This is a genomic window from Mycolicibacterium iranicum, from assembly GCF_002101705.1.
Classification (GTDB): Bacteria; Actinomycetota; Actinomycetes; order Mycobacteriales; family Mycobacteriaceae; genus Mycobacterium; species Mycobacterium iranicum.
The window spans coordinates 261,973-274,671 of sequence record NZ_LQPC01000047.1 but is presented as its reverse complement, the minus strand read 5'-3'; the positions used below and the strand labels follow the sequence as shown (position 1 = coordinate 274,671).

15 protein-coding genes are annotated in these 12,699 nt (G+C 66.0%); 11 read left to right on the top strand and 4 right to left on the bottom strand.

Annotated features, from left to right (window positions below):
- Positions 1 to 3 precede the first annotated feature (3 nt).
- Positions 4 to 333 (bottom strand): helix-turn-helix domain-containing protein, encoded by a 330-nt coding sequence (locus tag AWC12_RS22550; protein ID WP_234814116.1) that lies wholly within the window; start codon positions 331 to 333, stop codon positions 4 to 6.
- A 100-nt stretch (positions 334 to 433) separates the two neighbouring features.
- Between AWC12_RS22550 and AWC12_RS22545 the strand changes: the two genes are divergently transcribed.
- Genes AWC12_RS22545 through AWC12_RS22515 form a run of 7 tightly spaced genes read left to right on the top strand, consistent with a single transcriptional unit; the run spans position 434 to position 4,324 of the window.
- Entirely contained in the window at positions 434 to 913 is a 480-nt protein-coding gene (locus AWC12_RS22545; RefSeq protein ID WP_085177047.1) for an SRPBCC family protein, read from the top strand.
- 49 nt (positions 914 to 962) lie between these two features.
- The gene (locus AWC12_RS22540; protein ID WP_024449407.1) at positions 963 to 1,685 is read left to right on the top strand and encodes a Clp protease N-terminal domain-containing protein; all 723 of its coding nucleotides are present in this window, start codon (positions 963 to 965) and stop codon (positions 1,683 to 1,685) included.
- A 37-nt stretch (positions 1,686 to 1,722) separates the two neighbouring features.
- Entirely contained in the window at positions 1,723 to 2,202 is a 480-nt protein-coding gene (locus AWC12_RS22535; protein ID WP_024449406.1) for an RNA polymerase sigma factor, read from the top strand.
- On the top strand, positions 2,199 to 2,798 hold the full coding sequence (locus AWC12_RS22530) for a methylated-DNA--[protein]-cysteine S-methyltransferase (protein ID WP_085177045.1): 600 nt from the start codon (positions 2,199 to 2,201) through the stop codon (positions 2,796 to 2,798). The genes AWC12_RS22535 and AWC12_RS22530 overlap by 4 nt, the downstream gene beginning before the upstream one ends.
- A gap of 36 nt (positions 2,799 to 2,834) precedes the next feature.
- Entirely contained in the window at positions 2,835 to 3,260 is a 426-nt protein-coding gene (locus AWC12_RS22525) for a PPOX class F420-dependent oxidoreductase (RefSeq protein ID WP_024449404.1), read from the top strand.
- A gap of 48 nt (positions 3,261 to 3,308) precedes the next feature.
- Positions 3,309 to 3,803 (top strand): hypothetical protein, encoded by a 495-nt coding sequence (locus tag AWC12_RS22520; RefSeq protein ID WP_207576468.1) that lies wholly within the window; start codon positions 3,309 to 3,311, stop codon positions 3,801 to 3,803.
- Positions 3,788 to 4,324 carry a GNAT family N-acetyltransferase gene (locus AWC12_RS22515; RefSeq protein WP_085177041.1) on the top strand — a complete coding sequence of 179 codons (537 nt, stop codon included), beginning with the start codon at positions 3,788 to 3,790 and terminating at the stop codon, positions 4,322 to 4,324. Before AWC12_RS22520 ends, AWC12_RS22515 begins: the two co-directional genes overlap by 16 nt.
- On the opposite strand, the gene zapE is transcribed toward AWC12_RS22515, so the two are convergent.
- The gene (gene zapE, locus AWC12_RS22510) at positions 4,300 to 5,349 is read right to left on the bottom strand and encodes a cell division protein ZapE (RefSeq protein WP_085177039.1); all 1,050 of its coding nucleotides are present in this window, start codon (positions 5,347 to 5,349) and stop codon (positions 4,300 to 4,302) included. The genes AWC12_RS22515 and zapE overlap by 25 nt on opposite strands.
- Positions 5,350 to 5,383: 34 nt before the next feature.
- On the opposite strand from zapE, the gene AWC12_RS22505 reads away from it, so the two are divergent.
- The 4 genes from AWC12_RS22505 to msrB are packed head-to-tail and all read left to right on the top strand — an operon-like array spanning position 5,384 to position 9,474.
- Positions 5,384 to 6,181, top strand: coding sequence for a pyrimidine reductase family protein (locus AWC12_RS22505; protein WP_085177037.1), 798 nt, complete (start codon positions 5,384 to 5,386; stop codon positions 6,179 to 6,181).
- A gap of 24 nt (positions 6,182 to 6,205) precedes the next feature.
- A complete protein-coding gene (locus AWC12_RS22500) occupies positions 6,206 to 7,753 on the top strand; it encodes an alpha/beta fold hydrolase (RefSeq protein WP_085177035.1) in 1,548 nt (515 codons plus the stop codon).
- Positions 7,754 to 7,788: 35 nt separating this feature from the next.
- Positions 7,789 to 9,054 (top strand): arabinofuranan 3-O-arabinosyltransferase, encoded by a 1,266-nt coding sequence (gene aftC / locus AWC12_RS22495; RefSeq protein WP_024449398.1) that lies wholly within the window; start codon positions 7,789 to 7,791, stop codon positions 9,052 to 9,054.
- Between the two features lie 9 nt (positions 9,055 to 9,063).
- On the top strand, positions 9,064 to 9,474 hold the full coding sequence (gene msrB, locus AWC12_RS22490) for a peptide-methionine (R)-S-oxide reductase MsrB (protein WP_024449397.1): 411 nt from the start codon (positions 9,064 to 9,066) through the stop codon (positions 9,472 to 9,474).
- On the opposite strand, the gene AWC12_RS22485 is transcribed toward msrB, so the two are convergent.
- Both AWC12_RS22485 and hemQ read right to left on the bottom strand, forming a co-directional pair.
- Positions 9,426 to 11,789 carry a putative bifunctional diguanylate cyclase/phosphodiesterase gene (locus AWC12_RS22485; RefSeq protein WP_133057375.1) on the bottom strand — a complete coding sequence of 788 codons (2,364 nt, stop codon included), beginning with the start codon at positions 11,787 to 11,789 and terminating at the stop codon, positions 9,426 to 9,428. The two genes, msrB and AWC12_RS22485, sit on opposite strands and share 49 nt — an antisense overlap.
- A 182-nt stretch (positions 11,790 to 11,971) precedes the next feature.
- Positions 11,972 to 12,676 (bottom strand): hydrogen peroxide-dependent heme synthase, encoded by a 705-nt coding sequence (gene hemQ, locus AWC12_RS22480; protein ID WP_024449396.1) that lies wholly within the window; start codon positions 12,674 to 12,676, stop codon positions 11,972 to 11,974.
- Positions 12,677 to 12,699: the final 23 nt, after the last annotated feature.

The following is a 12,699-nucleotide window of genomic DNA, read 5'->3' as shown; positions in this document are numbered from 1 at the left end:
GCGTTACGAGCTGCGAAGTGTGCGGCTCGGTTCCGTTCCGAACACCTCTTTGTAGGCGCTGCTGAACCGACCGGGATGGCTGAAGCCACACCGTCCCGCGATCGACGTCACGGTGTCGAAGGCCGGATCGGCCGATAACAGTTCGCGGTGTGCACGCTCCAAGCGGATCCTGCGCAGATACTCCAGCGGCGTCGTGTCGAGGTGCTCGCGGAACGAATATTGAATCGCCCGCGGCGTCACGTCAGCTGCCGCCGCAATGTCACGAATGCTGATGTCGTACTGGGCGTTCTCGTGAATGAAGTCCAACGCCCGCCGCAGCATCCGTGGCTGCATCGTGGTTTTCTCGTTAGCCCGCATCGACCGCTGGTTTCCCAGAACTGCCGCAAAACGAAACCACTCAGTGATCCATACCACTGCATGGCACCATCGACGCATGACAGAACGCATCGAGGTATCCCGCACGATCTCCGCTCCGGCTGAAGAGATCTTTGCTGTGCTATGCGACCCGCACGGCCACGTAGCCATCGACGCCACGGGAATGCTGCAGGATGCCGACGGTGAACCCGCGGCCGCGGTCGGCGATTCGTTCGTCGTCCACATGGACCGCGAGGCGCTCAATGACTATCCGGAACTCGGGCGGTACGACGTGACCGTCCAGATCACCGAGTTCGAGCGGGACAAGCTGATCGCCTGGACGATCCTGGGCCAGATCCGGCCTCAGATCGGGCACGTGTACGGCTACCGACTCGATCCCGCCGAGACCGGCACTCTGGTCACCTCGTTCTATGACTGGTCCGGCATCGACCAGCACTGGCGCGATGCCGGCATCTTTCCAGTGGTCTCCGAACTCGCGCTGCGCGGGACGCTGGGCATCCTCGACCGCACGGTTCGGCGCGGCTATCCGCGCGGCTGATCGTCAACCCGGGGTTGACCAGACTAGGTCGTCAACTTACGGTTGACGCATGAGCGATGCCTCGAAGATCAGCCACCCCGTCCGCCTCGACGACCTGATCGAGGTCATCAAAGGCGTTCATGACGAACCCCTCGACCAGCTGACCGACGCCGTGCTGGCCGCCGAAGCCCTCGGCGATGTCGCCGATCACCTCATCGGCCACTTCGTCGACCAGGCGCGCCGCTCCGGGGCGTCCTGGACCGAAATCGGCAGGTGCATGGGTGTCACGAAGCAGGCCGCACAAAAGCGCTTCGTCCCGAAGACACCCACCGATGCCGCCGCACTGGACCCCAGTGCCGGGTTCAGCCGATTCACCGAGCGTGCCCGCAACGTCGTCGTCCAAGCACAGAACAAGGCTCACGAGGCCGGGAACGCCGAGATCATGCCCGCGCACCTGATCCTTGGCCTGTTCCACGACCCGACCGGGCTGGCGGCAGTGCTGGTGGCCGACCAGGGCATCGATGTCACCGCTGTCGGGGACCGCATCACGCTGCCGCCCCGCGTCGACGGTGTACCTGCGCTGATCCCCTTCGACAGCCGGGCCAAGAAGGCGCTGGAGCTGACATTCCGGCAAGCGCTTCGCCTGGGGCACAACTACGTTGGCACTGAACACCTCCTGCTCGCGCTCTACGAGGAAGAAGACGACGACGGGGTGCTGCACGGCCTCGACATCGACTGGGAGCGTTTCGAACGGGATCTGGTGGCGGCACTGGAGGCCTTGACCCAGAAGTGACGTCTCACGTCCGGGCCCGACCGAGCGTCTACATGATGTGAAGGTGCCCCCGTTCGAAGAGGTAGTCGCCCGCCACGGCGCCACGGTGCTGCGGGTCTGCCACGCCGTCGTCGGCCCTGTCGACGCCGAGGACGCGTGGTCGGACACCTTCCTGTCGGCGCTCAAGGCCTACCCGGAGCTTCCCGAGGACGCCAACGTCGAAGCATGGCTCGTGACCATCGCCCACCGGAGGGCACTCGACGTCGGACGCGCCCGATCACGGCGAGCGGTCCCGACGGAGTCCGTACCCGAGCACGCCGACGCCCGCGCCGACCCGCAGGCACGCGATCCCGACTTGTGGGCAGCCCTGCAACGACTACCCGACAAGCAGCGCCATGCGGTGGCCTACCACCACATCGCCGGGCTGCCCTTCGCCGAGATCGCCGTCATCCTCGGCAACTCCCCAGACGCCGCTCGTCGGGCCGCCGCCGACGGCATCAAGACCCTCCGCAAGAACTACCGCAAGGACGAAACATGACGATCGACATCGCTTTTCACGCGCCAGTTCCCGACGAGAGCGACACCCTGCGGCGTCTACACGACCAGCTGGTGGCATCCGCCGAACCGTCCGGACTGCTCGACGTCGCCTACCGCACGATCGACAGCCCCGTCGGAACGCTGCTGCTCGCAGCAACCCCTGCCGGCCTCGTCCGGGTTGCCTTCGACGTCGAGGACCACGACACCGTGCTCAACCGACTCGCGAAGGCGCTGAGCCCACGCATCCTGCACGCACCGGCAAAGCTCGACGCCGTGGCCCATCAGCTCGACGACTATTTCGCCAAGCGCCGCAAGACTTTTGACATCGCCGTCGACCTCAGCCTCGCAGCGGGGTTCCGCCGCAGCGTCGTCGAGCACTTGCGCGACATCGGGTACGGCCAGCGCGAAAGCTACGCCCAGGTCGCCGCCGCAGTCGGAAGTCCCCGCGCGGTGCGTGCCGTCGGGACCGCGTGCGCGCACAATCCGCTGCCCGTGGTGATCCCGTGCCACCGCGTCGTTCGATCCGATGGGACGGCGGGCCAATACATCGGCGGTCCGCTCGCCAAGACCGCTCTGCTGGAATTGGAGACCGCATGAGGGAATGAATCGGCACGGTGAACGGTAGAAGCTGCCATGAGACTCAACGATGCCGCCCGCGAACTCATCGGCGACGGCGCCGATGCCACCCTCGTCACGCTCAATCCCGACGGCAGCCCGCACGTCACGCTCGTGTGGGTGGCGCTGCAATCCACCCCTGAAGGTGATGAGCTGGTGACCGCGCACCTCTCCGAGCACAAGAAGGTGCGCAACGTCCGCCGCGATGGGCGCGTCGCGGTCACAATCATCTCCCCCGAAGGTCCCGGTGAAGTGATGCGGCCCTATCTGGCAATCAACGGCACTGCGCGGATCGTCGAAGGTGGCGCCCCTGAGGTACTCGCCCAGCTAGCTCAAACGCTGGCCGCCCCCGGTATCGGATTCCCACCCGAAGGTGCTCCCGACGGATACGTCACGCGAATCCGCATCGACAAGGTCGGCGGCGTCGGGCCTTGGAGCCCCTGACACCCAAGACCATCCAGTGACAGTCCGCGGTGTGCGATCATGCCAAGCATGCGTCGCTGGCTGGCAATTCTGACCGCAACCCTGGCAACCCTGGCCGGGGTCGCCGCGGCTCCGGCCTTGGCTGCCGAAATTCCCATCGGGCGTCTCGGCGAGACATTGCGAGTGGAGTTCGAAGGTCTGATCGCCGACGTGTCGGTTAACAACATCGTGCCCACGGCCCCACCACCGGGATTCGGGTATCCCCCACGCGCGCCGCGCTACCAGGTATTCCGCGCCGACGTGACGATCACCCCGATCAAGGTGCCGACGCCCTACGCCATGGCGATCACGTTCCAGTTCCGCGGCGTGACACCGACGGCCGACGCCTACGAACCACGCAACAGCGACGCCCCCGACGCGTTGCAGCGCATGATGCAGACCGCCGTCCCCGGGCAGACGTTCACCGGCGGCGTCTGGTGGGACTGCTACCGCGACCTCGTCTCCAACGTCGTCCTGCTCGACAAGATCACCGGATTACGCCTCGCGCAGTGGAACGTGGCCTGAGAGTCGTCCGGGCCGAACCGTCCCAGGTATCCGAGCTCGCCGACGTCGCTGCGCGCACCTTTCCGCTGGCGTGCCCGCCATCGGTCAGACCGCAGGACGTCGCAGCCTTCGTCGCCGAAAACCTGTCGCCGGCACGATTCGACAGCTACCTCGCCGACCCCGACCGTGCAGTTCTCATCGCAGTCGCCGACACTCGAATCCTGGGCTACACCATGATGATTCACGGGGTTCCAGACGACCCTGAGGTATCGAAGGCCGTCGTCGCGCGACCGTCGGTCGAGCTGTCGAAGATGTACGTCGTACCCGAGTCACACGGCGGCGGCGTCGCCGCCGCGCTCATGAACACGGCGCTCGACCACGCGGGCACGCTGGCAGCGGCGTCGGTATGGCTCGGCGTGAACCAACGCAACGCGCGCGCCCAGCGCTTCTACGCCAAGTACGGCTTCGCCATCACCGGCACCAAGACCTTCCGCCTCGGCGAGCACGTCGAGGCCGACTACGTGATGGTCCGCCCGGTCTGACCGGCCGCCGTCAACGCCAGCAGACGCGACGTCGCGCGCAGGTACTTCTTGCGGAAGCCGCCCGCGAGCATCTCCTCGCTGAACACGGTGTCGAGCTTCGCACCGGAAGCCACCACCGGAATGCCCGCGTCGTAGAGCCTGTCGGTCAGCGAGACCAGTCGCAGCGCCACATTCTGATCGTCGAGCGGATGCACGCCGGTGATGAACACATGCGTCACCCCCTCGATCAACGTCAGATACCGCGACGGATGCATCGTCGCCAGATGCGCGCACAGCGCATCGAAGTCGTCGAGCGTCGCACCACTGGCCTCGGCGGCCCGCGCGACGACCTCGTCGTCGGTCGGCGGCATCGGCGCAGGCGGCAGATCACGGTGCCGGTAATCCGGCCCTTCGATGCGCACCGTGGTGAACATCGAAGCAAGCGTGTTGATTTCGCGCAGGAAATCCTGCGCCGCAAAACGGCCCTCCCCTAGCTGCTCGGGAAGCGTGTTCGACGTCGCCGCCACCGACACCCCCCGTTCGACGAGTGCCGACAGCAGCCGCGAGATCAGCGTGGTGTTGCCGGGGTCGTCGAGCTCGAACTCGTCAATGCACAGCAGCACATAGTCCGACAACAGCTCGATGCACTCGACGAAACCGAATACCCCGGCCAACTGGGTCAGTTCACCGAACGTCGCGAACGCACGCTTGTATTCGGTCGCCCCGCCGACGGCGTAGTAGGACGAGGCCAGCAGGTGCGTCTTGCCGACACCGAAGCCGCCGTCGAGGTACACCCCGACACCGGGCAACACCTCACGCTTGCCGAACAACTTCTTCTTGCCCGCCCGGCGCGCCACCGCCTGCTCGCAGAACGTGCGGCACGTCTCCACCGCTGCCGACTGCGAAGGCTCCGAGGGGTCCGGCCGATAAGAATCGAAGCTGACGTCGGCAAACGTAGGCGGTGGGATCAGCTGTGCGATGAGTCGTTCCGGTGTGACGCTGGGATGTCGATCGACCAGATGATCGACATCGCTGGACCCGTGCATGCAGGCACCATAGCGGCGTGCTGTGATTTGACGTATGTCCGGCGACGCTGACGGGATGCACTTCACACTCTTGGGCCGAGACGGCGATCTCGCGGCGACCGACCTTGCCCAGCGTTACGGCTATCCCGATGGGCTGCAGTCGTGCTGGGTGCGCGCCAACATGATCGCCTCGGTCGACGGTGGCGCGACCAGCGACGGGAAGTCCGGGGATCTGGGCAGCGACGGCGATCGTGCCGTCTTCGCCGCTCTTCGCGAACTCGCCGACGTGGTTGTCGTCGGCGCATCCACGGCACAGGTGGAGAACTACTCCGGCGTCCAATTCGGCGCCGCCGAACGGCTCGCCCGACAGCGCCGCGGCCAGGCCGAGGTTCCGCCGATCGCCGTGCTCACCCGGTCCGGCCAGATCGACCGGGACGCGAAACTGTTTCACCGCACCGAGGTGACGCCGCTGATCCTGACGTCCTCGGCCGCCGCCGACGACACCCGGCAGCGCCTGGGCGCGCTTGCCGAGGTGCTCGACGCCTCGGGCGAACAGCCGGACTCGGTCGACCTGCGCACCGCGCTCGACCTCCTGGCCGAACGCGGACTTGTGCGGGTGCTCAACGAGGGTGGCCCCGGGATCCTTGGGCTGTTCACCGAAGCCGATCTGCTCGACGAGCTCTGCGTGACCGTCGCTCCCCTGGTGCTCGGAGGCAAGCCCGGCCGCATCGTCACCGGCCCCGGCGAGGTGCGCAGCGGCCTGCAACTGCGGCACGCGCTCACCGACGAGAAGGGCTATCTGTACCTGCGCTACGTCCGAGAGCGCACGCCGCGCGGGGACGAAGCTCCCTAGTCGCCAGTCAGTACTGTGGTGCCCATGCATCGAGTGGTCCTGGCTGTCGTGGTGTCGCTGGTTTTGGCGGCCTGCTCACCGGGGCTGGCCGCCAACCCGCGGTACGCCACCGACTCAGGGGCCGGCCCCCAGGGAGCCCCCCAGACCAGCGACCAGCCCGCCGGTCCGCCCGCCATCGAGGCACCCAAGAACGACCTGTCCTGGCGTGACTGCACGGGTCGGATGTTCGCGTCAGCCTCGGTTCAACCCCTTCCGGGCGTGAAGCTCGACTGCGCCAGCTACGACGCCGACCTGGATCCGATCAACGGCGCCTCCGGCACCGTCAGCATCGGCGTGGTCCGCGCGACCTCGGTCCAGACGCCCGCCGACGCCGGGCCTCTGGTGATGACCACCGGATCGGACCTGCCCTCCTCCCTACAGCTTCCGGTATGGCTGTCGCGCGCCGGAGCCGACGTGCTCAAGACTCACCCGATCGTCTCGGTCGACCGTCGCGGCATCGGCATGTCCGGCGAGCTGGACTGCCGCGACCTGTTCGACCGCCAGGAAATGTTCGAGCAGGCGCAGTTCCAGTCCGGCGACGATCCCGTCGCCAACCTCGGTGCGGTCACGATGACGGCGACGACAAGCTGCACCGACACCATCGCCCCCGGCGACTCTGCCTACGACAACGCCCATGCCGCCGAGGACATCGAACGGCTCCGCACCACCTGGGACGTGCCCGCGCTCGCCCTGCTCGGCATCGGCAATGGCGCGCAGGTGGCGCTGGCCTACGCGGGATCGCACCCGAACAAGGTGGCCCGCCTGGTCCTCGACTCGCCGCTGCCGCTCGGCATCTCCGCCGAAGCCGCCACCGAACAACGCGTCAAAGGCGAGCAGGCCGCACTCGATGCATGGGCCACCCAGTGCCTGGCCACCAACTGTCCACTCGGCTCCGACCCCAAGGCCGCCGTCGACTCGATGCTCGCCGACGCCCGCGCCGGCCGCGGACCCGGTGGCGCGTCGGTGGCCGCCGTGGCCGATGCCATCTCGACCGCGCTGGGATATCCGCGGGGCGGCCGCGTCGACGCGAGCAACGAGCTCGCGCTGGCCATCGCCGACGCCCGCTCCGGCAACACCAACCGGCTGAACAACCTGATCAACCAGGCGGAGACGCTGCGTCAGACCGACGGGCAGTTCGTCAACACCTGCAGCGACGCGCTCAACCGGCCCACCCCGGACAGGGTCAGGGAGCTCGTGGTCGCCTGGGGCAAGATGTACCCGCAATTCGGCACTGTCGGTGCCCTCGACATGGTCAAGTGCCTCAACTGGCCCAGCGGCAGCGTCCCGAAGGAGCCCAGCGGGCTCACCATCCCGACACTGCTGCTCGGAGTCGCCAACAACCCAATCGTCGGCAATGAAGGGGTCGCCGCCGTCGCCGCCACCGCCATCAACGCAGGCTCGTCGAATCGGCGAGTGATGTGGCAGGGCATCGGGCACGGGGCCAGCATCTACTCGCCCTGCGCGCTTCCCCCGGTCATCGAGTACGTCAAGACCGGTGAGCTGCCGCCGACCGACACGTACTGCCCGGCCTGACAGTATTCACGGAACGCTGAGGTACGGTGCGGGGCGTGCGTGATCTTGTACTGACCGCGTTTCGGCCCCGCACGGCCCCGCCGACCACCGCGTCAGTCCTGCGGTCGATCCTGTGGCCGCTGGCCATCATGGCGGTCATCCATCGCAGCTATGTGCTGGTCTTCAACCGCTACATCACCGACGACTTCGCTCCCGTCTACCGCGCCGTCATCAACTTCAAGTTCGGCTGGGACATCTACAACGAGCACTTCGACCACGTCGACCCGCACTACCTCTACCCGCCGGGCGGCACACTGATCATCGCGCCGTTCGGTTATCTGCCCGAGGTCGCGTCGCGGAACTGGTTCATCTTCTTCAATACCGTCGCGATCATCCTGGCCGGCTACTTCTTGCTGCGACTGTTCAACTTCACGCTGTCCTCGGTGGCCGCACCCGCGCTGCTGCTGGCGATGTTCTGTACCGAAAGCGTCACCAACACACTGGTGTTCGGCAACATCAACGGTGTCATCCTGCTGCTCGAGGTGCTGTTCTTCCGGTGGTTGCTCGACGGGAACCGCAGCCACGAGTGGTGGGCTGGTGTCGCCATCGGGCTGACGCTGGTCGTCAAACCTCTGATCGCGCCGCTGCTGTTGTTACCGCTGCTGAACCGCCAGTGGCGGTCGCTGGTGACGGCATTCGCGGTACCGGTGGTTTTCAACGCAGCAGCGTGGCCACTCATCAGCGACCCGATGAACTTCGTGACCCGCACGGTGCCCTACATCTTCTCCACCCGCGACTACTTCAACAGCTCCATCCTCGGCAACGGTCTCTACTACGGCCTGCCGATGTGGCTGATCATGACGCTGCGCATCCTGTTCGTCGTGATCGGCGCGGTCGCGCTCTGGCTGCTGTACCGCTATTACCGAAGCCGCGACCCCTTCTTCTGGATGCTGACATCCTCCGGGGTGGTGCTGACCACGTCGTGGCTCGCATTGTCGCTCGGACAGGGCTACTACTCCATCGTGTTGTTCCCATTCCTGATGACGGTGGTGCTGCCGAACTCGGTGATCCGCAACTGGGTTGCCTGGCTGGCCGCATACGGGTTCCTGACCATGGATAAGTGGCTGCTGTGGCAGCTGCCGTCCACCGGACGCGCGCTGGAATACCTCAAGATCACCTATGGCTGGTCCCTGATGGTCATCGTGGTCGCCTCCGTGCTGGTCTTCCGGTACCTCGACGCCAAGAACGACGGCCGTCTCGACGAGGGCATCGATCCGCCGTGGATGAACCAGCTCGCGCCCGCCGGCCGGCAGGCCGAGTAGCCTGGCACCATGACAGCTCCCAAGCTGGTGCTCAGCGACGACCAGTGGCGTGAACGGCTCACTCCCGAGGAGTTCGCGGTACTGCGGCAGGCGGGCACCGAACGTCCCTTCACCGGCGAGTACACCGACACCAAGACCGAGGGTGTCTACCAGTGTCGGGCATGCGGGGCCGAATTGTTCCGCAGCACAGAAAAATTCGAATCCCACTGCGGCTGGCCGTCATTCTTCGACCCTGCCGATTCCGAGGCCGTCATCTTGCGGCCCGACGACTCGCTGGGCATGCGGCGCGTCGAGGTGCTGTGCGCAAACTGCCACAGCCATCTCGGGCATGTGTTTGAGGGCGAGGGCTACCCGACGCCGACCGACCAGCGCTACTGCATCAACTCGATCTCGCTGCGACTGGTGCCTGCAGACTCGTAGTCCGCGCCCAGAGCACGCTTGTGTGATTCCAGTAGCTTCTCGATCGCCGACGCCGGCAGCGGTGGACTGTAGAGGAAACCCTGGGCGACCTCACACCCGTACTCCAGCAACTGATTTGCCGTCTCAGCGTTCTCGACCCCTTCGGCGACGGGTGTGACCCCCAGCGCGTGAGCAAGGTCGACAACGGCGCGCACGATGGCCGCCGACGCCGGGTGGGTCAGGATGGGGGCGATGAATTCGCGGTCCAGCTTGACCTCGTCGACGGGGAACTCCCGCAGGTACCACAGCGCCGAGTAACCGCTGCCGAAGTCATCGATGGCGACCCGAATCCCCTTGTCGCGCAGCTTGTTGACGACCATGCGCGTCTTGGCCAGGTTGTCGAGCAGCAGATCCTCGGTGATCTCCACGATCAGTGCTCCCGCGGGCAGATCTCGCCGGTCCAGCGCGTCGATGATCTGTCCGGGTAGCTCGGGGTCGCTGATAGAGGGCGCAAAGACGTTGACGGCCACCGGCACACCCAGACCTTTGCGATACCACTGCGCCGCATCGTCGAGCGCACGCTCCAGCACCAGTGATGTCACCGACCGCATCAGACCGTGCTGACGAACCAGTGGGAGGAACTGGTTCGGTGTCAGCAAGCCTCGCCGCGGATGCGGCCACCGTACGAGGGCCTCCAGTCCGCGCACCTCGTAGGTACGCAGGTCGAACTTCGGCTGATAGACCACGCTGAGCTCGAAATGCTCGATGGCGTAACGAAGTTCGTCCAATAGCCGCTGGGACCCCTCGTCGTGCCACTCGCCGTCGAAACCGGCAGGATCGCGACGCTGTGCGGTCACCTTCCCGTCCGCGTCGAGGTGAGGTTCGAAGACCACCAACTCATGCGACAGCGCCCTCTTGGCGGTGTTCATGGCGATGTCGGCCTGGCCGAGCAGTTCATCTGCGGTGATGTCGGAATCCCCGGCAGGGGCGACGGCGAGACCGACGCTGGGCCGCACGACGAGGTCCTCGCCGGCAATGTGGAAAGGTCGCTCGAAAGCCCGCATCACGCGGTGGGCGAGGGTGCGGGCCGTATCGGCGTCGCCCTCCAGCAGCACCGCAAACTCGTCGCCACCGAACCGCGCCACCGTATCGGTGCTGCGGACCGTGCCGGCCAGACGCTCGGCGACGCGGATCAGCACTGCATCCCCGGTCGGATGGCCGAAGTTCTCATTGACGGTCTTGAAGCGATCGAGATCCATCACCAGCACACCCACCGCCATCGAATGGCGCTGATGCAGGCGCATCGCATAGGAGAGGCGCTCCTGGAACATCGTCCGGTTGGCAAGGCCGGTCAGCGGATCGCGTGACGCCTGATCGGCGACCTTCCCAAGGAGGCGGCCGTTGTCGGCGAGAACGAGGAACTGACGGACCATCACGGCGAATACCGTCACGGCAGCTGCGATGAAGACCGGTCCGAGGCCCACGATCAACACCGGTGTGCAGATCGCCGCCGACACCACTACCGGCACGTACGGCAGCCACACCGCGGCACGCGACACGGTCGGCGCCACCCCGCGACTGGCCTCAAAGGCGTTGCGCGGGGCGACCAGGGCTGCGACACCCAGACAAAGGAAGCCCCACGCCCAACCGATAGCGATCGCGTGGTGGTCGTCGTAGCCGCCGACCGATATGAGATAGGCAAAAGCGGTGTCCGACAGCGTGATCAGCATCAGGCCCACGGCCAGCGCGACCAGCATCGGGCGCTTGGACGCGGGCGCCCGGGAGAGCAGGAGCGTCGCCATGGTGACGAGTCCGATGTCGACCAACGGGTAGGACAGCGCCAGCACGTCAGCAGACACCCACGCCGACTGTGCCGTGTAGGCCGGGGCGAGGAGCGTCGCCCACACCGCGCAGAAGATCGCGGCGCCGACGATGATCCCGTCGAGCACTATCCGCAGCTGAATGCCCAGCGGATGGGCAGACAGCATCAGCCAGAGGCACAGCGCGGCGCCTGCCAGGAACAGGGCGTACCCGGCGTCTGCCCATGATGGGAACGGCTGCTCGCCCAGGACGAGATCGTAGTAACACCATGCCGCCTCGCCGGCGGCCCAACCGGCCGCGCCGACAGCCAGGCTTGCCCAACCCGCGCGTGCCTTGCCGCGCGCCCTGATCGACGCGATGGCAGCACACACCGCCGCGAAGGCCGCGAAGAAGATCAGGCCCGCGTCATCGACGATCCGGATGACGGGAGTTCCGCCCCAATCGCTCAGTAGCCAAGCCGCATACCCGACGCCAACGATTGCTGCACCCGCCGTCACCCCCCGTAGGTTCGGCACGCGGCGAGTCTAGCAATCGAAATCTGTCGGCGGAACCGCGGCGCATCCATTCGTCGATGTTTGCCAAACAGTTCGCAAAACGTACTAATTGCTGTTCATTCCGCATAATTTTCGTTGGTAACAATTACCGTGATTTGCGAGAGTGGCAGACGCGGGAGCGTCAGTGCGCTGCGGGCAAACAGCTACGGCAGCGCAGCGACGAGTTGTTCGACCGAGACGCGCGGCCCGGTGAAAAACGGCGTCTCCTCCCGGACATGGCGCCGCGCATCGGTGGCCCGCAGGTCACGCATCAGATCCACGATGCGGTGCAATTCGGGCGCTTCGAAGGCCAGCAGCCATTCGTAGTCCCCCAACGCGAACGCCGGCACCGTGTTGGCGCGAACATCTTTGTACCCCCGGGCGGCCATCCCGTGTTCGGCGAGCATGCGGCGACGTTCCTCGTCAGGCAGCAGATACCAGTCCAGCGATCGCACGAACGGATACACGCAGATGTAAGCGCCCGGTTCTTCGCCCGCCAGGAAGGCCGGGATATGGCTTTTGTTGAATTCGGCAGGACGATGCAACGCCACATTGCTCCACACGGGGGTGGATGCGCGACCGAGCGCGGTGGCGCGACGGAAGTCCGAGTAGGTGGCCTGCAACGCCTCGACGTTCTCGGCGTGCGTCCAGATCATGAAATCGGCGTCGGCGCGCATGCCGGCGACGTCGTAGAGCCCGCGGACGACGACACCCTTGTCCTCCTGGCGCTTGAGGAAGGTCGCCGTCTCGTCGACGACGGTCGCCCGAGCGTCCTCCTCGATGCCCAGAACACCCGGCTTCACAGCGAACACTGAGAACATCAGGTAGCGGATCGTGGAGTTCAGTTCGTCGTAATCGAGCTTGGCCATGCGACCATCGTGCCACCGCTGAG